The sequence below is a fragment of the Luteolibacter sp. genome (assembly GCF_058122085.1).
In genome coordinates this window covers 1-20,393 of record NZ_JBIKBQ010000074.1, presented here as the reverse complement: position 1 = coordinate 20,393, position 20,393 = coordinate 1, and the positions used below count along the sequence as shown (strand labels likewise).

Below are 20,393 nucleotides of genomic sequence, written 5' to 3'. Positions count from 1 at the left end.
TTAGGAATGCACTACCCCCGCGCAAGGTGTGGCAGTATGGCCAACCCTCTCATGCACCATCCGCGTTTTCCGGCCTGCCGTTAGACTCGGCGGCGGCTTGTTGGCGCGCGGATTGGACGAAGGCGGATCAGTATTCCTCGGGCAGCAGGATGGTGGTCATGGACCTATCCCATTCGGTGATGATGTAGATCGACCCGCCCGGCGTGGCGTAGCGGCTCAGGATCCTCATGCCATGCGCCAGCGAATCCTCATTCGTCTGCTTGTCCTCGGCGCAGAGCTCATCGCCCCAGTCCCCGCAGTGATGACGGCGGAGGTAGGCGGTGAGGTCGACTCCCAAGGCGATTGCTCCGGGCGTGGCGTAGACCTTCCCTAGCGGGAAGCGCGGTTGCATCAGTCGGAAGCCCATGGCGTCAGGAATCGATGAGGTTGTCGAACAGCCCGGGGATGAAGGGGCTCAAGGCCTCCTGCTCCGCCTTGAAGAAGTCCGCCTTGGTCCGGCCCATCGAGCGCCCCTGCGGCGTGTGGCAGTCGTAGGCGTAGTCGGGGATCGGCACGTATTCCCCCGCCTGATCGAGTTCGTCGGTCAGCGTCTCCGGATCGAGCCCGGCCTGCTGGTCATAGACGAAGTTTTGCAGGTGGTCGGGGTCGCGGCTCTTCTTGGCGAGGCAGAGCAGGATCACCGCCTTGGAAATGAAGATGCGCCCCTTGGCCGTCTTCGACGGGATGTTGCGGTTGATCTCGGTGTAGCTGTCGTGCAGCGCCTTGACCTCCGCGGTGAGGATGCCCCAGCAGTCTTCGGCGCTCACGGTGAGCAGCCGCCGCCAGACATACTGGCCGTAGCCGCTGGCCCAGAGTTCGAGTGCCCAGTAGCCTGCCAGTTTCGCGTCGCCGCGCCGGATCGCCTTTTGCATCGCGCTGGACACCGCTGGGAACGAGTAGCCGCGCTTGGTTGGAATTCGTTGGATCATGACCCTTCATTGTCCTGCGTGGGGCACACGACGGGAAGCGGTTTGGGACACCATTTCCTGTTAGAGCTTCACCGATTGGCGGCGTGGTGCGTCCATCGCGACACGGTCCTGGCTCTTGTAGGTTTCAAGCCGGATGTGCGCCTTCCACTTGCGCTTGAGGTAGCGCTTTTCGGTGGCGATCCGCTCCTCGCTGCGGAACAGGCTGTTGCCGCCGAGGTTCTTGTCGCGCTCCTGAACGAAGCAGAACCGGGCCTCGTTCCAGACGAGCCGGTTGTCCATCAGCTCCTGGAGCGTGGCGTCGATGTCGCACTTGCACTTGAGCAGTTCGTCCCACTTCGGCACGCCACCCTTTTCATCGCGGACCACGCCGACCGCCCCGCCGACCCAGTGGTTCACGCCGAAGGGATCGTTGCGCTGGAGGAGCCGCGGATCGCTGCGCTGGTGCCATCCGAACAAACGAGCCCCTGCCCCGCGCGCGCACCACGCCGAGTTTTCGAGCATGGCAAGGGTTTCAGCGATGGAGAGCTTGCGGCAGCGGAGTGACACCATGCAGACACACGCGGAAATGTCGTCGTCGAGCATCACGATGGCGTCCTCGGTGAAGTGCTTGAGCACCCAGTTCCGCACCGCGCTGATGCCGGCGATCTCGTCGGGGATGGTTTCAATCTCCAGCCCGGTGTGGAGGTAATGCTCAGCCTCGCTTGCGGGAACGAGGAGCGTCGCCGTCGGGAACAACTTGTGACTGGTGATCGAGCGGCTTCGGCTCCGCGACAGGATCACCAGGCGAAGTTTCAACGGGCGGAATTCCGGCCATGTCGGCGCGGCGGCAGAGTTCGAGGAGTCGTTTTCCATGGAGCACGCGGCCGAGGCCGATTTTGTGGGTTCTGCGGTTGATCGAGTAGTCAACCTCGCGCACCCCGATGAGCTGGAGCACCTGCATCCAATCCCGCAGGTCGTGGAACATGAACACGAGGTAGTCGTGGGTCTCGAACGCCTGGCATTCCATCCTGGGGATCATCTCGATCTCGTCTTCCGGGTTGGCGGCGTCGTCCATCAGCTTGCGGATCTCGTCCTCCATGAAGCCGGTGAGTTCGATGTCGAAGTTCGGGTCGGCGTCCGCGATGGATTTGAGCACTTTGCGCAAGTCGTCCTCGTCGAGTTCGGCCAGTTCCGAGAGGCGGTTGTCGGCCAGCAGGTCGGCGAGTTCCTCCGCTTCGCTGGCATAATCCTGCTCGTCCACCGGGATCGTTTCGCAACCAATGAGCAATGCCGCCTCCAAACGGCCATGCCCGCGGACAATCAGGCCCGAGCGTTTCGAGACAGTGACCGGATTGCGCCATCCCTGCTCCTGGATGATCGAGGCAAGAAGCTGGATCTGGTGGGCGCTGTGGCGGTTCGGATTGACCGGGTTGGGTTTCAGCGTGTTCGGATCGACGAGGCGGGTGTGGGCGCAATGCACGGGGATGGTCATGTCCCCTGCCCCGCCGTCAACCACCCGTCCCCCAACCTTGACACCGCCCCAGCGTTCATCCGTAGTCTGCGGACACCGTCATGGATCACGCAACCTTCGCCAAACTGCTCCGCAAATGGAGGGAACGCAATGGATACAGCCAGCGCGACGCCGCCGAACAGTTGAAGGTGTCGAAACGCAGCCTGGAGAACTGGGAGCAGGAACGGGCGATGCCGCAGGGATTCGGACTTCAAGCGATGCTGGAAATCATCCAGCCCAAGCGGAAACGGAAATGATGCCCGGTTGACGTGTCCGCAACCTGCGGATGGAAGCCGTATCACCAGACATCGCCAAAAAACTACTCTCGCGGGACTTCGCCAACTTAGTCGGTCGTGTGCAAAAAGGCGGCAAGCTGACCCGTGGCGAACGGGCGATGCTGCAATCGATGGCCACCGGCACGGGTGCCGCTCCAACGACGGCGACCAACTACGTCGAACTCTCCGTCATCCTCGGAGTCACCCGCCAATCGATCAACACCTGGAAAAAGCGCAAGGACGCCCCGAAACCTGCCGCCAACGGACTGCACGATGTGGCCGCGTGGCGTGAGTTCATGCGGCGCAACGATCTCAAAGGCGGTGAGCCGTTGACCCCGGATGCCGCCGATATTGAAACCTCACTCAAGGCCCGCAAGCTGCTCGCCGAAGTGGAAGAGAGGGAACTGCGGCTCGGAATCAAGCGCGGCGATTTCGTGGCGGTCGAGGAAGTCCGTCAGGCGTGGACCGAACTCGTGGCGCAGGCAACGTCGATGCTCCGCAAGAAATTCGAGCAGGAGCTCCCGCCGATTCTATCGGGCCTCGACGCCACCGGAATCCAGGAGGAAGCCCGCCACGCCATCGACGAGGTGTTGACGATTCTCCATGAGGGGGAGTCTGAGTCAGGTTGACGCGCCCCGGCGGGTGTGGAATCGACGGAGAAAACAGCGGCCGAACCTACGCGCGCAAAGAACCTGCGCTACTATCTGGCCAACAAGGAGCGCCTCAACGAATACAGTAGCGCATACCAGAAGAAACACCGCCAAAAACACAACGCGCAAAGGCGGGCATCATACGACAAAACGAAAAGGGCCGCCAAAAAGGCATACTACGAGCGGAATAAAGAACGCATCCTCAAGCAGAAGCAGGAATACTTCATCCGCAAGATCGACTCCATCAACGACTACAGGAAACGAAACAGGAGAGAGATTTCAGCACAAAACAGTCGCTGGCACCGAAATAATAGAGATCGGATTCGAGACCGCAAACGTGAGGAGAGCAGGAGAAGAGCTTCAAACCCATCAAATAGGGTGGCTTCGGCACTTCGTCGAAGAATCGCGAAATTGCTCAAAGGGCTAACTAAACCAGATCGCTCCGAACGACTTATCGGATGCCAGTTCAAGATATTCATCGAATACATCAAGGCTCAATTCAAACCGGGCATGAGCATGAAGAATTACGGCAGGGCGTGGCACATCGATCACATCATCCCATGCAGCGCTTTTGATCTGACCAATGAGTCTCAGGTCCGCCAATGCTTCCATTTCAGCAACATGCGTCCGATGTGGGCCAAAGCAAACCTGCGAAAGGGGGCTAAAATCACCGAGCCTCAACTTCGACTTCTTTTATGACAGCGTCCGAAAAACTCACCCGCATATGGCGCAATGCATGGCGACCTCCTGACCGCCGCCCCCCCTGGGAGTGGTGTGAGGAACACATCACCTCGATCCCCTACTCGCCGATTCCCGGACGTTTCCGCTCGGCCAACTCGCCGTGGATGCGGGAGCCGATGGAAGCTCTGGTCGATCCCAAGATCCGCATCGTGAGCATCATCGCCGCGATCCAGAGCGGGAAAACCAGCGTCGGTGAACTCGGCCTCGCCCACATCATCGCCAACCATCCCGGCCCGACACTGTGGCTCGACCAGACCGACGACGACGCGAAAGACCAAAGCGAAAGCCGCCTCCAAAAGCTCTTCGACGAATGCGATCCTGTGAAGGCGCTCTATCCCGCGAACCGGCACAAGCGGCGCAACACGACGATCCACTTCGCCAATGGCATGACACTGTGGGTGCTGGGAGCCAACAATAAGACCAACCTTCAAAGGCGGTCGATTCGCTGGTTGGTCTGTGATGAGACATGGAGATACAAAAATGGTCACATGGCGGAGGCGGAAGCGCGCGTCACCGCGTTCGGTTGGCTCGGCAAGTGCCTGTTCATGAGTCAGGGCGGCGAGGAGGACGACGACACCCACCGCAAGTTTGAAACGACCAACATGCGCGAGTGGACGTTCGCCTGCCCGCATTGCCATCACCGCCAACCGTTCAAGTGGGAACAAATCGAATGGAGCAAGGACGCCCGCGACGAATCCGGCGAGTGGGATTTTCAAAAAGTCCGCGACACCACCACGATGCACTGCGTCTCGTGCAACCACTACTTCGATGACACCGACCGCATCCGTCGGGAACTCAACCTCACCGGCCGCTACGTCACCACCAATCCGAACGCGCCGAAGGAAAACGCCGGATTCCACTGGAACGCCCTCTGCGCAATGAGCTGGGGCCGCCTGGCCGAACTCTATCTCCGCGCCAAGACCGCCGCACGCAAAGGCGACGTGAGCCTGATCCAGCAGTTCTACCAAAAACGTCTGGCGCTCGCCTGGCGCGAGTATCTGGAGGACTACCGCCTGGACATCGTTCCCGGTGGCTATCTCAAAGGCGAGACATGGGACGGCGAGGCGGGCGTGGATGCTCAAGGTCGGCTCGTTTCTGCCGGTCAACCATGCGCCTGCCCGCTGCGCATCCTCACGGTGGACTGCCAGCTCGACCACTTGTTCCTCGTCGTCCGCGCATGGGCCGAAGATGGATCAAGCCGCCTGATTTGGAACGAACGCGTGCTCACGTTCACCGATGTCGAGTCCGTCCAGGAGCGTTTCGGCATTCATCCCAACCTCGTCTTCATCGACGCGGGCTACGCGACCTACGACGTCTATCGAGAATGCGCAGCTCACGGATGGACGGCCCTGATGGGCGACAAGCGGGCGACGTTCACCCACAAGACGAAGGGCCGGAAATCCATCGAGCGCTTCTATTCACCGCGTCGCAAGGTGGTTCTCGGCCGTGGGCAAAACTGCTCGGTGTTCTACTGGTCCAACCTCAATATCAAGGACACGCTCGCCCGTCTCCGCCGGAACCAAAACCCGGACGACGGCCCGGTGTGGGAGGTGCCTGACGACATCGACGAGGACTATCTCGCCCAGATGGAAAGCGAACGCCGGATCAAGAAAGGCGGCAAGTGGATGTGGGAGCGGATCGGATCACGGGCGAATCACCTTTTCGACTGCGAGTCCATGCAGATCGCAGCCGCCACCATGCTCAAGATCGTCGGGCGCGAGTCGGTGGGAGAACCGGCCGTTGACACCCCGGAAGATGCATCATGAGCGCTTCAAACACCGCCTTCGCCGCCTGGTTCGAATCCCAGGGATTTCGTCACTTCGGTGCCAGCGAGTTCGAATCCTACTTCGTGGCGCAGCGAAAAGGCGTGAAGAACAGCACCCCTGCGAAATCGCTCTGGAAGAACATCGTGCCAACCTTGCGGATCGTCGATGAACTCCGCGACTCGTTCGGCAAACCCTGCCGGATTCTCAGTTCCTACCGCTCCCCCGATTACAACAGGACCGTGGGTGGGGTCGGCCTCAGCCAGCACATGGCATTCAGGGCGCTCGACATCGCCTTCGACGGCGTGAGTCCGCAACGGGTCTATGACCGCTTGATGGAGTGGCGGAAGGCTGGGAGATTCACCGGAGGTCTCGGCCTCTATCCATCCTCCGGCTTTGTCCACATCGACACGCGGGGCAACAACGCCACATGGCGCGGTCGGTGATCCGTTGACACCCGCCGCCGTGCATGGCTCGCGGACTCTTCATCACCGGATTCACAATTTCAGAAGTGCTCGCCATCCAGCAGCGAGCGAAGGAACTGCTCCTTGAGGGCAAGACCATCATGAACTGGAACGACGCCGACACCTCGGTCGCCAAGCAGTTCACCATGGCCGTCGATCAGGTGCTTGAGGAATGCGCCCACGCGCTCCGGGTTCTCGACCCGGCCACCTACGGCAGCCCCCGCATCGCCGCCGCGTCCTTCATCTCCGGCTACCTCGCGAAATGACCAGCCTCAAACAGATCGCCATGCGTTGGCTGCCGCCAGTTCTCGTCCCGAAAGCGTGGGGATCTCCATTCGAAGCCGCCAACTGGTCGCCCCGCCGTGGAACGGTCCCTGGTGCATCACCGACCGACGCCCGCAACGAACTCACTTCCTCGGTGCGCACCGAACTGGTCCGCAAGGCACGCTATCTTCACAAGAACAGCGGATTTGTGCGGGAGCTTGTCGCCAACATGGCGATCTATTCGACCGGCGACGGCATCCGCGTCCAGGCGCAATCCGGCGATCCCGCATGGAACCGTGCCGCCGAGGAATACTTCTCCCTGTGGTCCGCCCGTTGCGAGGTGACGCGCCGGTTTTCGTTCGAGGAATGCCAGGCACTCGTCTGCCGGGGCATGGACATCGACGGCGAATACTTCATCCACAAGACCCGTGACGGCGAAGGGGAACCACGCATCCAGTTGATCGAGTCCCACCGCATCGGCGACGAATACGGCAAACAGGAAACCATCGACGGCGTGGGCCTCGATGCCTGGGGCGCACCGATCTTCTATCGTGCCCTGGAGGACAGCGGAAAATCCCGCGACCTGCCATCCGCCTCGGTGCTCCACATCCACGAACCGGAATGGGCGGGCGGCGTTCGTTCGCACCCAACGATCCAACATTCGATCAACCACGTCCTCGACGAGATCGAACTCCTCGCGCTGGAAAAGCACGCGGTGAAGGACAACGCCGATATTTCCCGCGTGCTCAAAACCGCCCGGGGTGAAATCGACGACAATGGCGACTTCGTTGTCGGGGGCGCAGCAGGTGGCAATGATCCAAGTGATCCAATCACGCTCCAGAAGATCGTGGGCGGCAAGCTGGTGGCGCTCAAACCCGACGAATCCATCGAGAGCTTCCAGTCCAACCGCCCGTCTCCCACCTTCACCGGCTTCTTGGAGCACCTACGGCGTGATGCGGCCCTCGGTGTGATCCCGTTCGAGTTCGCGGCAGATTCCAGCAAGATCGGTGGCGCGGGCGTGCGTCTGATCGTGGCCAAGGCTGACCGGCGGTTCTCGTTTCGCCAGATGATCCTGGAACGCCGACTCATCAAGCCAGTGTGGACCTACGTGATTGGCGACGCGATTTCACGCGGTCTTCTCCAACCTATTGAGGGCTGGTGGAAGATTTCATCCGTGGTTCCACGGCGCGTAACAACAGATGCCGGCCGCGAGGCTCAACAGAACCGAGCTGATGTGGAGATGGGACTGAAAACGCTCAGTGACCACTACGCCGAGTTGGGGGCGGATTTCGGCGAGGAAATCGAGCGCCGTGCCAGCGATGCGAAGCTCATCTTGGAGACGGCGGCGAAACACGGCGTGCCGGTCGAGATGCTGTGGAAACCCGCAGGCTCTCCGTTGACACCGCTGCCGGGGCGTGAATCCGGACATCCTCCAAAACAGTGAATGGCTGATCCAGCCAGAGGCGCTGCGCTCAATGGCAGCGGCATCACGTTCGTATCGTGGTGGCGCATTGCCGCAGCCGGACACGTCCAATCCACTTCTCAGCGTCGAGGACGGCATCGCCACGATCTCCATCGAAGGTCCGATTCTCCGCAAACCAGGATTGATGGCCCGCGTCATCATGGGCGCGACCGACTCCGAAGAAATTGGAGCAGCCGTTAGCGAGGCAGGTCAGCGTGACGACATCAAGGCGGTGTTTCTCAACATCGACTCCCCGGGCGGCACCGTGGCCGGAACTCCGGAACTGGCGGCAGCCGTCGCATCGTTAGACGCCCAAAAGCCGGTCTATGCGTTCTCTTCGGGCCTGATGGCATCCGCCGCCTACTGGATCGCCAGCCAAGCCCGCGCCATCTACGCCACCCCATCCACCAAAGTTGGATCTATCGGCGTGGTGCAAGCCGTGATCGACGAATCCGCCGCGCTCGATAAGGCGGGCATCAAGGTCGAGGTTTTCTCCGTCGGCAAATACAAGGCGATGGGCGCACCAGGCACCCCGCTCACCAACGACCAGCGCGAACTCATCAACTCGAACCTAGCGGAAATCGCCGGGGAGTTCCATGCGGCGGTGCTGGCCAAGGGACGTGCGATCCCAGCCGAGGCGATGGAAGGCCAGACTTTCAGTGGTTGGCAAGCCCAGCGCTACAACCTCGCGGGCATGGTCCCGGATCGTGCCGAAGCCATGCGCCGTCTGCGGGTCTATCACGCATCGGTTGACACGGGGGCACGGGCGATGACTACCGCACTTGAAGACCAACTACTGGAAGCCCGCACCCAGGTCGATGACCTCACGCGGGATCACCAAGCCCAGACCGAACTTCTCAACGAAGCCTCCGCCAATGTGGATTCGCTGCGCGGCGAAGTGGAACTGCTTTCCGCCCAGCTCGACACACTCACTGGCGAGCGCGATTCGGCCAACGAGCAGGTCACCACGCTGCAAACCAGGATCACCGAGCTTCAGGCATCGCAGGCCGACTTTGACCGGAAGCTGCAACTCGAAGTCGCCCGCGTCGTCGCCTCCACCGGCACCACGCTGCCAGCCCGCATCACCCCGGCCGGCGACCACCAGCAAGCCCCTCAAGCGAACTCCCTCCAGGAACTCGTCGCCCAATACGACCGCCTCGTCACCGCCAAACAGCCCGAGGAAGCCGCCGCCTTCTACCAACAACACCTCGCCAAACACTTCACCCGCTAACCCGCCATGGCCAACTCACACGCAACGGTTAATTCCGCCATCATCGCCCAAGCCGCGCTCAACACGCTCCAGGCGAAGTTCCCGCTCCTCGGACAAATCGCCACCGACTTTTCCTCGGCGAGCGTGAAGTTCAACCAGGACATCGTCACCCACATCGTCACTCCCACCGTGGCCAAAGACTTCGTTGCTGCCACGGGTTACGTCCCGGATGACCAGGCACAGGTCGATGTGAGCGTGAAGATCAACAAGCACGCCTACGCGGGCTACGCCATCACCGACGTCGAACGCTCGACCAGCGAGATTGACCTGAACCAACGCTATGCCGACAAGGTGGCCTACGCGCTCGGTCGCAAGGTGAGTGACGACCTGATGGCGCTCATCATCAACGCCAACTTCACCAACAAGACGGAAATCGCCGCCGCCAGCTTCGGTCGCAGCGCCGTGGTGGACATCAGCACCAAGCTCAATAAACGGTTCATCCCGGACATGGGCCGCTTCATGTTCGTCAATTCCGACTACTACAACGCCCTGCAAAAGGACGAGGCTCTTTACAAAGCCTACATCACCCCGGCGGCGGGAAACGTGGTGGTCACCGGAATGCTGCCCGACGTGAACGGCTTCACCGTGATCGAATACTCGGCACTCCCGGAAAACGGCGAGCGTCTGGTGGGCTTTGCTGGCATTCGCGAGGGACTCATCATGGCCGCCCGCGTGCCGGATGTTCCCACCAACACCGGCGACACCGTGATCCGCGTCGTGACTGATCCACGCACCGGCCTTTCGATCCAGGTGCGTGACCGCTACGACGGACGCCTCGGCAAGCAGGAAGTCAGCTTCACGCTCATGTATGGCTTCGCCACGGGCAACAAGCCGGTCGTGGAGCGCATCACCCGTCCGGTGTAATCCAAGTTGGGATTGCGGGTTCATGGGACGCCCTCTCCGGGAAACTGGAGGGGGTGTTTCAATGTAACTTTTGCACAATGCTTCATTTTGATTGACTCAAAGAGCCGACAAGAAATAATCTGAAGAGGAAATTCGATCTCTTCTGCTTCGTTACCAACGCCATCCTCAGCCATAGCCGATATCGTCTCCGGTGGCGGCAGCGAGTGCGTTGCAAAAATGACTAACCACGCCTCCATCGCCCAGCCATCAGACACGAGGAATTCATGGTTAAGCATCATTGAGAACGAGATCGGCCTGACATTTTTCCTTGAAATGCGTGCCCCTCAGCATTTCAATAACACTATTAAGTCAAAACGTCATGCCAGAAGATCAAATACAAATCCAAACGCTTGGGACAAAACTAGGAGGATTTCTAGGCACAATAATCTTTTTCGGCGGGGCCTTCACCATTCTTTATTTTACCGTCACCAATCTGCCGATCCCGAAAGAGCCAGACCCTCGAATCAAGCAAGCTCGTGCGGAGCAAGAGAACATCCGCATGGAACAAAGGTTGCAGATTGAACAGAAAGTCAGTAAAGAAATCGCCGCTAGACAGCAAGCAGAAAAGTATCCAAAGGTTTTTCCATACGTGGGTCCTTCTCATAAGATTCGTGATGAGATCCCGCGCCAGTTCGGTAGCGGAAACGGTGGTATAAGTTCCGAGGTTCAGGCCACTTTCGATCAGTCACAACGAGATGAAAACGCCCGGCGTAGAGAACAAGATTCAGTAGCCAGGGCCAGCGAGTCAGCAAGAGCCTTGCAAGAGATCCAGCAACAACAGAACGCTATCCAACGGGACAACAGGGAAATCCTCGAAGCTCTTGAGCGCCAGAAGCTCCAAAAGATGGTTGATGACCTCAATAAATATTAATAATCTCCACGGTAGTGATGGTTGCGGCTTGCTGGCGTGTCGCTGGATTCAGCTCCAACTATCAAATATTGAGTGCCATAACTGGGCAAGCACACCAGATTCCTGATCAAAGAGAGCGAAAACAAGGTAGCTTTACCATTGGAGAGCGAAATTTATTTCGCGAGTCACCCGCAGGCCGGACCGGGCAGAATGGTTTCAGCGCTCCAGTTCGCCGGGCCTCACTACAGATGGAAAGGACTTTAGTCATGGGACACCCTCTAGCATAAACAGCCAAGGGTGTTTTCATTTTGACAGGGAAGCATGGGCATGAGCCTCGAATCTGAAATCCTCTCGGATCTTCACCAACTTCTATCCGAGCATGGTGTCCAAGCGCGATGGAAGGACATCAGTTTGCTCGTGCTCGTCAGCCGCGTTCGCAACGACCAGCAGATTGAGATGGGTGGGTTCGTGGAATCACCGGATCTCAGCCTGCGCGTGCCAAAGCGGGCATTCCCTGCCGCCCTGCCAAAGTTCGGCGAGCGCATCGAGGTGGACGGAGTGGAATACCGGATCTCCAAGGTCTCGGCGCACACCCGCTCGCCGCTGATCAATCTCAGCCTCACCTCCACCGATGAGTGACAACGCCGTCAGGTTCACCGCGAAGATGAAGGGCGCGAGCGACGTGGCCCGCCTGCTCAACCGCTACCCAGAGAAAGTCGGGCGGACACTTGAGTCCCTGGTGAAACAGGAAGCGCGTGGCCTGGCCGTGGAACTCGCCCGCAACACCCGGCCGTTCGGGTTTTCCGAAGCAGCGAAGAAACGCGGCGAAAAGGCGGTGGCCGGCGACATCACCCGGGTGTTCGCCCTGCCGTCAGATGCCTTCGAGAAAACCAAGCTCGCGGATCCAGCCGCCGCCGACCGATTCTGGGCGAACATCCAGAACCGGAGATTCTCGCGGGCGGAAAAGGCGCTCCAATCGTCGAACTCGCAGTGGAAGGAACTCTCGGTCGGCCGCCTGGACCCGAAGCTCCACCACCAGAGCCGGAACATTCACGGCGTGGTGACGCGGCGATCCCCTGCCCAGATCGTCACCAGCCCGAAAGCCCGCGAAACCTACATCGCCAAGATCCAGAAGCGTGTCGGTTTCGCCAAAGGTTCCTGGATCAACACCGCCAAGGCACTTGGAGGAAGGGTGAGAGGCGCGGCACAATGGGCGACACGCCACAAGCAGGCACCCGGCACGGCCACCGTGAAGACCGGCTCCAAGCCATCGGTCACGCTCATCAATTCGCTCGACTACATCGACCAGGTGACGACCACCAAGGGGATCAATCTCGCGCTCCAAGTGGCGGCGGGCCGACTCCGCAAAGCCTTGGCCACCTCGTTGAAGAAGATCAACGACAAGGCGAACCGATCGCTTCGGAGAACAGGTTGACTCGCCACCTCCAACAAGATGCCAAACCTGATTGAAGACCGCCTCACCTCACTCCTTGCCGAGTGGATCGACACCCACCGCCCCGAGGATTTCCCCGAGACGATTCCAGTGCAGGTCGCTCGCCGCGATGAAATCCGGACCCGTCCGTGCGTGGTTATCAATGCGTCGGAAGCCAAACCGATCCCTGCCATGCCTCACAGCGCCCGCGTGAAGCTCGACGTGCATCTGTTTTCCCAGGTGGACGACACGCCTGCCGAAACCCACGCGATGTGGGCGGGCCTGCTCGTTTCGGCACTCCAGGAGAAGGCCGTGATCAAATCGGCACTCGATTCACCTGTTTTCGTCCTCCACGACCTGATCGAGCGGGAAAGCGCGACCACCCCGGACGAGGCACGGGGCCGTGAATCCGTGCTCAGCTACGAGGCGGTGGTTTCCGCCATCTGATGCGGTTGACACGCCGCCCGCGGTCAAATGGCCGCGACTTTCCTTGGCACTACTGGCAACTGGGGCATTCCCGAGGATGAGGCGGGTATCATCATCACCGACCTCTCCTTCGATTATTCGAACCAGGAGAAAATGGTCTTGGACAAGGGCGGCGAAATCATCGGCCTCGCGCTCTACCAGGAGAAGGTCGAAATCAAGCTCTCCGGCCTCGTGAAGAAAACCAGCCCGTTCGCGGGCAAGATCGGAGCGGCACTCGCTCTATCCAACTCAATGCCGGCCCACCTCCAGGCCAGCGGCGGCACCACGGTCGTCAAGCAGATCAGCCGCGCCCTCAACAACGAGGATTTCGAAAAAATCGACATCACCGCCACCCACTATCCGACCGTGACCAGCGGCGGTGGCGGAGTGTGAACCAACTTTCCCCACCTGAGATCCCGATATGAACGCCATCACCCACATTTCTTCCACCGCCACCAGCAACACCGCTCTGGCCGCCGCACTTTCGGCACTCGGAATACCGCTCGCCGAAAAACCCTTCGTGCGGGTCGTCGGCGACGGCATTCGTGGCGAGCGGGTCGTCTGGTTCTTCGACCCTCAGAGTGCCGACGGAAAGTTCCAGACCAAGCAGCTCATCGAGGCGTGGAACGACGACACCTGGCACCTCGCCAATCCGGAGCATCCCTTCGCCTACATCAAGGCGGCACTCATGAACCGCGAGGCGCTGGTGACGAAGATCAAACAGGACGTGCCGCTCGCCTGCATCAGCCGCCGGGGGAAGTTCGCCTTCCTGCCGCTCAACGCCTCGCCAAAAACAGAAGACCTGTTCCTTCGCTACCTCTGAGATCCCATGAACGACACCGACCGCCAAATCCATCTTTCGACCGCTTTTCACGAAGTGGAAACCATCGTCGCCGGACATTCCATGCGGCCCCTGTCCCTCGCCAGCTACGACGTGCTCCTGCGCACCGGAAATCCGCTGGTGAAGGGTGAGATGCCCACGGACGGCACGCCCGAGTTCACGTCGGCCATCATGGGTTTCGTCTTCACCCATTGCGCCCCGTGGCCGGAAGTGGTGCGGGCGTCCTTCAATGACCAGGGATTCCGGGAGGCCGCGTTGATCTTCTGCGGCGGCCTGACTCCTGCCGATTTCCAAACCGCGTTCAAGCGCCTCGAAGAACAAAGCCGGGAACTGGAGGCGGCACAGGTTGAACCCGTGGCCGAGCTGGGCGGAAAAAAGCCCCTCCCTGCGACGAACCCGGCTTCCTAGCCGCTCAGGTGTTCGCCGTCTCTGCCGAGACTGGCTGGCCCGAGGAGCGGATTTTGTTCATGCCGCTGGCTCGGTTGGCTCAGTATCAGCACTGCCTGTTGCGACGGAACGGGGTGCGGACAAATTGGGGAACAACGTTTCCGGCATGCGAGATTGCGGAGCAAATGGCACAGCTCCGCTTTCAATGGCGAACACCGATTGATCTGGAATAACGACGACTTGCCAACCGGCGTCCGGGTGGTAGGATTTCCCTATGAATGCTCGTATCCAGATCGATCCAAACATCTGCCACGGCAAACCCGTGATCAGGGGGACCCGTGTTTTGGTGTCCACTATTCTCGGAGCCCTCAGCGGCGGCGATATCATCGAGACCCTGCTGGAAGACTATCCGAACATCACTCGGGAGGATGTTGAGGCCGCTCTGGCGTTTGCCAGCCGCCTTTCGGACTATCAGGAGTCGGCATATGAGGCTGTGGCATGAAATTCTTCTTGGATGAGAATTTTCCGAAGGCCGCTGTAGGCTTGCTTGAAGGCATGGGGCATGAGGTGTTCGATCTGCGGGGGTCGGGCCGCGAGGGCTTGCCTGATCCGGATATTTTCGCCGAGGCTCAGCGCTGCGCTGCGGTGTTTCTGACGACCGACCGTGATTTTTTCCATACGATTCCCCATATCCATGACAAGCACGCGGGAATCATCGTGATCGCGTTGCGACAGCCAAACCGTTCCGCGATCCTCGAAAAACTACTTTGGGTCCTCAAACGTATCCAGCCGGCCGCATTCAGAAGCAGGGCAATTCAGCTCCGCGACCAATCTTGGATCGCAATCCCTCCGCTGGACCCGGCCGGTTGACTCCACTCCCGGCGCATGAGCGCCCTGACCGTCACCCTTGGAGCCGACATCACCGCGTTGAAGCGATCCATGGCGAGCGCGACCCAGCTCGTTTCCGCATCCGCCAAGAAGATGGCGAGCCTGACTGCTGCGGGGTTGAAGATCGGGCTCGGTGCCGCTCTCGCTGGCGGTGGCGTGGCATTGGCCGCAGGAATGAAGGCGGTCACATCAGCCGCGGATTTTGAGCAAACGAAAGTGGCTTTCACCACCTTGATCGGCGACGCCGCGAAAGCAGAAACCACCCTCGCGCAACTCCGCGAACTCGGAGCCAAGACACCATTCGAGTTTCCTGAACTCGCGGATGCCGGCCGTAAGCTCATCGCCTTCGGTGAAGGGTCTGACACGGTTGCCGCGACCCTCGCCCGCATCGGTGACGTATCGGCGGGCGTCCAGGCACCGGTCAACGAGATCGCCGAACTCTACGGCAAGGCGCGTGTGCAAGGACGGCTCTTCGCGGAAGATATCAACCAGCTCACAGGTCGGGGGATTCCGATCATCGGCGAGCTGGCGAAACAATTCGGCGTCTCGGATTCGCAGGTGAAAAAGCTCGTGGAGACAGGCCAGGTAGGATTTCCAGCCATCGAGCAGGCATTCGTCAACATGACCTCACAGGGCGGCAAGTTCGCGGGCATGATGGAAGCCCAGAGCAAGACCACCAAAGGGTTGTTCTCCACCCTCAAGGACACGATCAACGAAGTGTTCCTCACCCTCGGCACGCCGATCAACGATGCGATCCGCCCCATGGTTGAACAGGCCATCGCGCTTGCCCAGAAGCTCGCCCCCTTGGCGGCGGAGGCAGGGAACAAAATCCGCGATGCCATGCAGTATGTGATCACCGTGTTCAAGAGCGGCCAGTTCATCAATCTCGTCGGATCATCGTTGAAACTCGGGTTTGCGATGAGCGTGAATTTCCTGTGGGCCACGCTCCGCGCCACCATCGCCGCCGCTGGGCAATACATCGTGGAAATCTTCAGGACCGCCATCACCTACTTCCAGGTCATCACCACCGCCGACTTCTGGAAGGGCATGGGCAATGCACTGATCGGGATCTTTCTCAGTGCCGTCGGTTTCCTCCAGAAAGGACTCGCCGAAGCGCTGGAAATCGCACGCCCGCTCGCCGAGTTGTTTGGAAAGGGCGACGCCATCAACTCAGCCCAAGGAGCCTTGCGTGAATCGGCGGGTGCTCTCGATGCCGAGGCGGCAGGACGATACGGCGACGCGGGCGACCAGCTTGGGCCGCTTGCCGCCAAGGTCGGACTCAGGTTGAAGGAGGCGGGTGAAAATATCTCCGCTCGTTTCGGCGACGCGTTCTCTAACACTGCCGAGGTGATCGATACGACCGGACTGCGGGAGAGCATGAACAACGTCCTTGGAACCATCCGGGAAGCAATCCCGAAGCCAGAGGCGGTGAAGCAAGCGGCAACCGCAGCGGCGAAGACCACGGCAACCACACCAGCGGCGGTTAAACAATCTTCCAGCCTTGCGCCCATCGTCACCTCGCTCGGCAAAGTCGGCGGCGGCGGATACTCGTCCGGCACGCTCGATGCGCAGCGGGAGAACAACAAGCTGACGGGCGAAACCAACCGGATTCTGCGGGACATGAGCGAGCGGATGAAACCCGGCACCGGCAAGTTTGTCCCTGCATTCGGTTGACGCCAAGTCCCGGCCAAGATGCCGAAACACGTTTCCATTCAACAGGGCCAGCTCTACCCGCAACCGGATTACAGCCTCAGCGTGGATCGCGAAGGCAAGTGGACGGCCACTCAGGTCTTCCTCTGCCACCGCAACTCGATCACGCAGGTCATGCCGCGTCCAGGCACGGCCCATCCGGACATCCCGTTCATCTCCGTGGACAATGCCACGGCCCAGGTCAGCGAGGGCGACATCGCCCAGATCACGTGTAATTACGCGGGCACCGACAACGCAACAAACGACCCGGCCAAGACCACTTATTCGCTCGGGCTGTCTCTCTCCGAGGAGCCGCTGCTTTCCCACAAGAAGTTCAAGACCCTCGCCAAAGCAGAAATCGAGGCGTTGCAGGCCATCATCAGCGGCAAGGAAGCCGACTCCTCCGGTGGTTCCTACAAGGACAAGGTCACCAGCGACCTCGGCAAGAAGGCTCTCGAAAAAATCCAGCGCGGCCAAACATCCTACTACTCCCCGAAAGTCACCTGGCGGCAATCCACGGTCCGAAAGGCGTCTGCCGCATCTTCCGACGTGAACAAGATCGGCCAGATCGACCAACCGGACGGTCGCCAGCCGAGTGTCGGTGACGGGCGCACCTGGCTTCTCAATGGCGTCACCCAGACCCAGGAGGGCAGCGCCTACCGAATCGAACGGGAATGGATTTCCAGCGATCCGGGTGGCTGGGACGAGGACATCTACGAACTCTAAGAATCATGCGCCTGCCACCGAAGAAACGTCCCGGCAATCCGATCCTAGCCAGCGATTGGAATATGCTCATCGACGCGATGGAGGCCCGGACACCACGCCCCGGCCCTGGCACAGAAATTGTATTCTCGTCGGGAGGTTTCTCGTTCCGTGTGCGTGCCACGGCGTCTTCAGGAAGCTCGTCCAAGCCGATCCCGCTTGCCATCATTGGTTCGCGGCCAGCCTACATCCAGGCCCCGGCGACGCCACCGAATCCAGGAGCCACGAGCAAGCGATATTACATCGAGTGGGGGACGCTCAACAATCTGGTGGCGGAAAACTGGGACGATTCGTTCGAGATTTCATCGACGACCTACTTCTTTGCCAAGGCCACGCTGCGAACCACGGGATCACTTCTGGTCACAAGCTGGGAGATTGTCACCGGATCGGATTATGACTCCCATGAAATGCCCGACTGGGAGGTTGGCGCGAGCAGGCCAAACAGCGCGGTCGTTCTGCTCGGCATGGTGTTCGTGAATGACGGGGTCCACACCATCTCCCAAGCAGGAGGCGGCTCACTCGTTTTGGGCGAGCATGTCACCTCGATCCAGCAAGGTTCATCAGCGGGTGAAATCCGCATCGGAAAGGAACTCACCTACAATCGCCAAACTTACTGACGCGGCCATGAACTTTACCTCCAACGACCTGATGCCAAGCCAGTCTTTGGTCCCCATCAAACGGGCTTGGTTCAGCCTGCCGCTCACGCCGTTCTTCATCCCTGCGGCCAATAGCGCCAATGCACGGACACGCGGATTTCGTGGCAATGATTTCTACCTTCAATTCAAATCAAATGGTCCGTTCGTTGCGGCGGACGACGTGGAGGTCTTCTGCGGGTTTGCAGCCTACCGGACATTCTCGTCCCTCGATCTCGACGATGATCCACCGGGATCGGGATCAAGTGGATCGAGGACCAGGTCATATCTGTTCAATACCGGTGCCAAAACCGTAACCGTCCAAACGATCGAAGTCGGCAATCCCACGATTGGCTATATGTGGCCCACCTCCCCCACCACGGCGACACAAGGTGCGACTGACAACGACCCGCCGGACCACACCAACATCACTCTATCAGGCGAAGTGGACAATGCTTGGCTGGCGGGAGAGTTGCAGCGGTGGACGGACGAGTCGGACGAGTTTCGTGATGCGACAGGCGGTGGACTCGGCACCTATTCCTACATCGGTCAAGGGGCGACTCGAAGCGAGAGTGACGGCTATCTGGGGATTATCGGTGGCGGCGACGTGGTTGCCTTCGGTCCGTGGTTCACGGGAACGCCCTGGGGAATGGTTGGCGACGAGGCGGAAAAGTGGAACGGACAGTTTTCCTCATGGGTGAACAGTGTGCGCCGGAAGAACGCTCCAGTCATTCATTCGGAAGTTTCCACCCATGAAGGTTACACCTATGGCGGCGGATCAAATCTAGCAGTCGGCCGTTCCGTCTATCGGGCTGGATACTCGGAGATGGCGCTTTCTGACCCAGTCGGGGACCTGTGGATGGACGGCTACGGCGTGTTTCAGGAGTCCGAGGCGCTCGATAACTTCCCCATGTCGGCAGCAGCAGGCTATGACTTTTACAATCTTCTTTCGCATACTGGCGACGGCGAGGCGAACGAGCTGACGCTGGTGAGTCGCACTGGCAGACGCTACCGGGTCACGATCCAAACAGGCCGGAACGAATATGACGAAGACGGATACCAATGGGTGACGAGCCAATCCTACGTCATGACGATCAGTGCAGCCACACTCCAGGCGACACTCACTCTGGAGGAAGACGAGAACGTATGGGAAGTTCGTGTTTTCCGCATCGAGGAAGAAACCACCATCGAAGGTCAGACCCAATGGCAGGTCGTCACGGACATAGATGCCTACGAGCAATCTCAGGAGGATTTGGGGGCCTGGTGGATTGCATGGGACGCATGGGGCGCTGGCGGTCGAGTAGGTGATGCTCCCGTCCGACCCACCGAGAAGCCGTATCCTGCTTACCTCATCGGCCCCGACGTGGCGGGGAACTATCTGATACTGGCCGCGATGAAGCTGCGAAGTGGGGTCCGCTTCGGATTCTCACCGCTCGTCTATTCTCAAGAAACCATGAACGACCGATACCGGAAGCGGACGTTCAAGCTGCACCTCACACCGGGGACCGTGGAATCCTACGAAGGCGAATGCGGACTCGCTACCATCAGCGGTTCGGCCGATCTGGAATGGACAGAAGAATACGATGCTGAAACCGGGGAGCAGCTTCCCCGAGTCATAGGCCAGTGGCAACTGATCATCAACGGGCAGAACTGGACGCAGGAATCCTACTCCGAGTTCGACAGTGTGTATTTCTATGGATCGACCTCAAAAGTCCAGACGGCAACCATGATTCGGCGTGAAGGCACCCACACATGGGCGGGCCGCTTCATCGTGGCGTTCGATGCCCCAGACCGTCTGGGCAAGGTGCTTTCATCCGATTGGACGAAGGTTTCCATGATTGCCACCGACGAACGGAACGAGACGGCAGCGGTCGCGCTCGATCCACCGGCATCAGGCGGAAGTCTATTCTTCGAGGGCCACCGCCTGACCTACGCGGACGAGGAGTGATTCGGTTGACACCGATCAAGGTGCGTGAAGCTCCACGTCGATCTTGAAACCCTGCAACTCATTGAAGGCCCCGGATTCCGTAATCCCGTCACTTCGCTGCGCTTCAAACGCGGTGACGCGGCTTTGGGGAAATTTTTCTTTCCGTTAAATTGTTAAAATCTCAGCGGGCTGGCTGATGGACATTTGATACGAGAACTTGATCTCCCCAGCAAGCTCGGATTGCTCTTTCGCGCTGGGACGGGCCGGTGGA

At 59.8% G+C, this 20,393-nt stretch carries 26 protein-coding genes; 22 read left to right on the top strand and 4 right to left on the bottom strand.

Translation table 11 applies throughout. The features are described from left to right. Nucleotides 1-127: 127 nt before the first annotated feature. Genes AC4DF4_RS12105 through AC4DF4_RS12090 form a run of 4 tightly spaced genes read right to left on the bottom strand, consistent with a single transcriptional unit; the run spans nt 128 to nt 2,439 of the window. Nucleotides 128-406, bottom strand: a complete 279-nt coding sequence (locus AC4DF4_RS12105; RefSeq protein WP_490048367.1) for a hypothetical protein — start codon at nt 404-406, stop codon at nt 128-130. A 4-nt stretch (nt 407-410) separates the two neighbouring features. Next, complete coding sequence (locus AC4DF4_RS12100) at nt 411-968, bottom strand: hypothetical protein (protein WP_490048366.1); 558 nt, start codon at nt 966-968, stop codon at nt 411-413. A 60-nt stretch (nt 969-1,028) separates the two neighbouring features. Beyond that, nucleotides 1,029-1,703 (bottom strand): hypothetical protein, encoded by a 675-nt coding sequence (locus tag AC4DF4_RS12095; protein ID WP_490048365.1) that lies wholly within the window; start codon nt 1,701-1,703, stop codon nt 1,029-1,031. Beyond that, nucleotides 1,660-2,439 carry a ParB/Srx family N-terminal domain-containing protein gene (locus AC4DF4_RS12090; protein WP_490048364.1) on the bottom strand — a complete coding sequence of 260 codons (780 nt, stop codon included), beginning with the start codon at nt 2,437-2,439 and terminating at the stop codon, nt 1,660-1,662. Before AC4DF4_RS12090 ends, AC4DF4_RS12095 begins: the two co-directional genes overlap by 44 nt. 80 nt (nt 2,440-2,519) lie before the next feature. On the opposite strand from AC4DF4_RS12090, the gene AC4DF4_RS12085 reads away from it, so the two are divergent. From AC4DF4_RS12085 to AC4DF4_RS11980, 22 genes are all read left to right on the top strand, one after another. Then, nucleotides 2,520-2,714, top strand: a complete 195-nt coding sequence (locus AC4DF4_RS12085; protein WP_490048363.1) for a helix-turn-helix domain-containing protein — start codon at nt 2,520-2,522, stop codon at nt 2,712-2,714. 29 nt (nt 2,715-2,743) lie between these two features. Then, nucleotides 2,744-3,361, top strand: a complete 618-nt coding sequence (locus tag AC4DF4_RS12080) for a hypothetical protein (RefSeq protein WP_490048362.1) — start codon at nt 2,744-2,746, stop codon at nt 3,359-3,361. 15 nt (nt 3,362-3,376) lie between these two features. Beyond that, the gene (locus AC4DF4_RS12075) at nt 3,377-4,081 is read left to right on the top strand and encodes a hypothetical protein (protein ID WP_490048361.1); all 705 of its coding nucleotides are present in this window, start codon (nt 3,377-3,379) and stop codon (nt 4,079-4,081) included. Further along, nucleotides 4,078-5,889, top strand: coding sequence for a terminase gpA endonuclease subunit (locus AC4DF4_RS12070; protein ID WP_490048360.1), 1,812 nt, complete (start codon nt 4,078-4,080; stop codon nt 5,887-5,889). Before AC4DF4_RS12075 ends, AC4DF4_RS12070 begins: the two co-directional genes overlap by 4 nt. After that, on the top strand, nt 5,886-6,332 hold the full coding sequence (locus AC4DF4_RS12065) for a YcbK family protein (protein ID WP_490048359.1): 447 nt from the start codon (nt 5,886-5,888) through the stop codon (nt 6,330-6,332). Before AC4DF4_RS12070 ends, AC4DF4_RS12065 begins: the two co-directional genes overlap by 4 nt. A 23-nt stretch (nt 6,333-6,355) precedes the next feature. Further along, nucleotides 6,356-6,616: a hypothetical protein gene (locus AC4DF4_RS12060; protein WP_490048358.1), complete on the top strand. Its 261-nt coding sequence runs from the start codon at nt 6,356-6,358 to the stop codon at nt 6,614-6,616. Beyond that, nucleotides 6,613-8,058 (top strand): phage portal protein, encoded by a 1,446-nt coding sequence (locus AC4DF4_RS12055; protein WP_490048357.1) that lies wholly within the window; start codon nt 6,613-6,615, stop codon nt 8,056-8,058. The genes AC4DF4_RS12060 and AC4DF4_RS12055 overlap by 4 nt, the downstream gene beginning before the upstream one ends. Continuing rightward, nucleotides 8,030-9,307, top strand: coding sequence for a S49 family peptidase (locus AC4DF4_RS12050; RefSeq protein ID WP_490048356.1), 1,278 nt, complete (start codon nt 8,030-8,032; stop codon nt 9,305-9,307). Before AC4DF4_RS12055 ends, AC4DF4_RS12050 begins: the two co-directional genes overlap by 29 nt. 6 nt (nt 9,308-9,313) lie before the next feature. Next, the gene (locus AC4DF4_RS12045; RefSeq protein ID WP_490048355.1) at nt 9,314-10,210 is read left to right on the top strand and encodes a phage major capsid protein; all 897 of its coding nucleotides are present in this window, start codon (nt 9,314-9,316) and stop codon (nt 10,208-10,210) included. A gap of 316 nt (nt 10,211-10,526) precedes the next feature. Continuing rightward, nucleotides 10,527-11,120, top strand: coding sequence for a hypothetical protein (locus AC4DF4_RS12040; protein ID WP_490048354.1), 594 nt, complete (start codon nt 10,527-10,529; stop codon nt 11,118-11,120). A 306-nt stretch (nt 11,121-11,426) separates the two neighbouring features. Next, on the top strand, nt 11,427-11,738 hold the full coding sequence (locus tag AC4DF4_RS12035; RefSeq protein WP_490048353.1) for a hypothetical protein: 312 nt from the start codon (nt 11,427-11,429) through the stop codon (nt 11,736-11,738). Then, nucleotides 11,731-12,534 carry a hypothetical protein gene (locus AC4DF4_RS12030; protein ID WP_490048352.1) on the top strand — a complete coding sequence of 268 codons (804 nt, stop codon included), beginning with the start codon at nt 11,731-11,733 and terminating at the stop codon, nt 12,532-12,534. Before AC4DF4_RS12035 ends, AC4DF4_RS12030 begins: the two co-directional genes overlap by 8 nt. A gap of 18 nt (nt 12,535-12,552) precedes the next feature. Next, entirely contained in the window at nt 12,553-12,978 is a 426-nt protein-coding gene (locus AC4DF4_RS12025; RefSeq protein ID WP_490048351.1) for a hypothetical protein, read from the top strand. A 27-nt stretch (nt 12,979-13,005) separates the two neighbouring features. Further along, nucleotides 13,006-13,389 carry a hypothetical protein gene (locus AC4DF4_RS12020; RefSeq protein WP_490048350.1) on the top strand — a complete coding sequence of 128 codons (384 nt, stop codon included), beginning with the start codon at nt 13,006-13,008 and terminating at the stop codon, nt 13,387-13,389. Between the two features lie 28 nt (nt 13,390-13,417). Then, nucleotides 13,418-13,819 (top strand): hypothetical protein, encoded by a 402-nt coding sequence (locus AC4DF4_RS12015; protein WP_490048349.1) that lies wholly within the window; start codon nt 13,418-13,420, stop codon nt 13,817-13,819. A gap of 6 nt (nt 13,820-13,825) precedes the next feature. Next, nucleotides 13,826-14,245, top strand: a complete 420-nt coding sequence (locus AC4DF4_RS12010; RefSeq protein ID WP_490048348.1) for a hypothetical protein — start codon at nt 13,826-13,828, stop codon at nt 14,243-14,245. Between the two features lie 253 nt (nt 14,246-14,498). Then, nucleotides 14,499-14,726, top strand: a complete 228-nt coding sequence (locus AC4DF4_RS12005) for a DUF433 domain-containing protein (protein WP_490048347.1) — start codon at nt 14,499-14,501, stop codon at nt 14,724-14,726. Beyond that, nucleotides 14,723-15,094: a DUF5615 family PIN-like protein gene (locus AC4DF4_RS12000; protein WP_490048346.1), complete on the top strand. Its 372-nt coding sequence runs from the start codon at nt 14,723-14,725 to the stop codon at nt 15,092-15,094. The genes AC4DF4_RS12005 and AC4DF4_RS12000 overlap by 4 nt, the downstream gene beginning before the upstream one ends. 15 nt (nt 15,095-15,109) lie before the next feature. After that, complete coding sequence (locus AC4DF4_RS11995) at nt 15,110-16,786, top strand: tape measure protein (protein WP_490048345.1); 1,677 nt, start codon at nt 15,110-15,112, stop codon at nt 16,784-16,786. 18 nt (nt 16,787-16,804) lie between these two features. Further along, the gene (locus AC4DF4_RS11990; protein ID WP_490048344.1) at nt 16,805-17,527 is read left to right on the top strand and encodes a hypothetical protein; all 723 of its coding nucleotides are present in this window, start codon (nt 16,805-16,807) and stop codon (nt 17,525-17,527) included. A 5-nt stretch (nt 17,528-17,532) separates the two neighbouring features. Further along, nucleotides 17,533-18,180 carry a hypothetical protein gene (locus tag AC4DF4_RS11985; protein WP_490048343.1) on the top strand — a complete coding sequence of 216 codons (648 nt, stop codon included), beginning with the start codon at nt 17,533-17,535 and terminating at the stop codon, nt 18,178-18,180. Between the two features lie 7 nt (nt 18,181-18,187). Then, complete coding sequence (locus AC4DF4_RS11980) at nt 18,188-20,143, top strand: hypothetical protein (RefSeq protein WP_490048342.1); 1,956 nt, start codon at nt 18,188-18,190, stop codon at nt 20,141-20,143. The last annotated feature ends 250 nt before the right edge of the window (nt 20,144-20,393 follow it).

Coding starts and splice junctions, on each gene's coding strand:
- AC4DF4_RS12105 (WP_490048367.1), bottom strand. CDS start 406: ATGGGCTTCCGACTGATGCAACCGCGCTTCCCGCTAGGGAAGGTCTAC.
- AC4DF4_RS12100 (WP_490048366.1), bottom strand. CDS start 968: ATGATCCAACGAATTCCAACCAAGCGCGGCTACTCGTTCCCAGCGGTG.
- AC4DF4_RS12090 (WP_490048364.1), bottom strand. CDS start 2,439: ATGACCATCCCCGTGCATTGCGCCCACACCCGCCTCGTCGATCCGAAC.
- AC4DF4_RS12085 (WP_490048363.1), top strand. CDS start 2,520: ATGGATCACGCAACCTTCGCCAAACTGCTCCGCAAATGGAGGGAACGC.
- AC4DF4_RS12080 (WP_490048362.1), top strand. CDS start 2,744: ATGGAAGCCGTATCACCAGACATCGCCAAAAAACTACTCTCGCGGGAC.
- AC4DF4_RS12070 (WP_490048360.1), top strand. CDS start 4,078: ATGACAGCGTCCGAAAAACTCACCCGCATATGGCGCAATGCATGGCGA.
- AC4DF4_RS12065 (WP_490048359.1), top strand. CDS start 5,886: ATGAGCGCTTCAAACACCGCCTTCGCCGCCTGGTTCGAATCCCAGGGA.
- AC4DF4_RS12060 (WP_490048358.1), top strand. CDS start 6,356: ATGGCTCGCGGACTCTTCATCACCGGATTCACAATTTCAGAAGTGCTC.
- AC4DF4_RS12055 (WP_490048357.1), top strand. CDS start 6,613: ATGACCAGCCTCAAACAGATCGCCATGCGTTGGCTGCCGCCAGTTCTC.
- AC4DF4_RS12045 (WP_490048355.1), top strand. CDS start 9,314: ATGGCCAACTCACACGCAACGGTTAATTCCGCCATCATCGCCCAAGCC.
- AC4DF4_RS12035 (WP_490048353.1), top strand. CDS start 11,427: ATGAGCCTCGAATCTGAAATCCTCTCGGATCTTCACCAACTTCTATCC.
- AC4DF4_RS12030 (WP_490048352.1), top strand. CDS start 11,731: ATGAGTGACAACGCCGTCAGGTTCACCGCGAAGATGAAGGGCGCGAGC.
- AC4DF4_RS12025 (WP_490048351.1), top strand. CDS start 12,553: ATGCCAAACCTGATTGAAGACCGCCTCACCTCACTCCTTGCCGAGTGG.
- AC4DF4_RS12020 (WP_490048350.1), top strand. CDS start 13,006: ATGGCCGCGACTTTCCTTGGCACTACTGGCAACTGGGGCATTCCCGAG.
- AC4DF4_RS12015 (WP_490048349.1), top strand. CDS start 13,418: ATGAACGCCATCACCCACATTTCTTCCACCGCCACCAGCAACACCGCT.
- AC4DF4_RS12010 (WP_490048348.1), top strand. CDS start 13,826: ATGAACGACACCGACCGCCAAATCCATCTTTCGACCGCTTTTCACGAA.
- AC4DF4_RS12005 (WP_490048347.1), top strand. CDS start 14,499: ATGAATGCTCGTATCCAGATCGATCCAAACATCTGCCACGGCAAACCC.
- AC4DF4_RS12000 (WP_490048346.1), top strand. CDS start 14,723: ATGAAATTCTTCTTGGATGAGAATTTTCCGAAGGCCGCTGTAGGCTTG.
- AC4DF4_RS11995 (WP_490048345.1), top strand. CDS start 15,110: ATGAGCGCCCTGACCGTCACCCTTGGAGCCGACATCACCGCGTTGAAG.
- AC4DF4_RS11990 (WP_490048344.1), top strand. CDS start 16,805: ATGCCGAAACACGTTTCCATTCAACAGGGCCAGCTCTACCCGCAACCG.
- AC4DF4_RS11985 (WP_490048343.1), top strand. CDS start 17,533: ATGCGCCTGCCACCGAAGAAACGTCCCGGCAATCCGATCCTAGCCAGC.
- AC4DF4_RS11980 (WP_490048342.1), top strand. CDS start 18,188: ATGAACTTTACCTCCAACGACCTGATGCCAAGCCAGTCTTTGGTCCCC.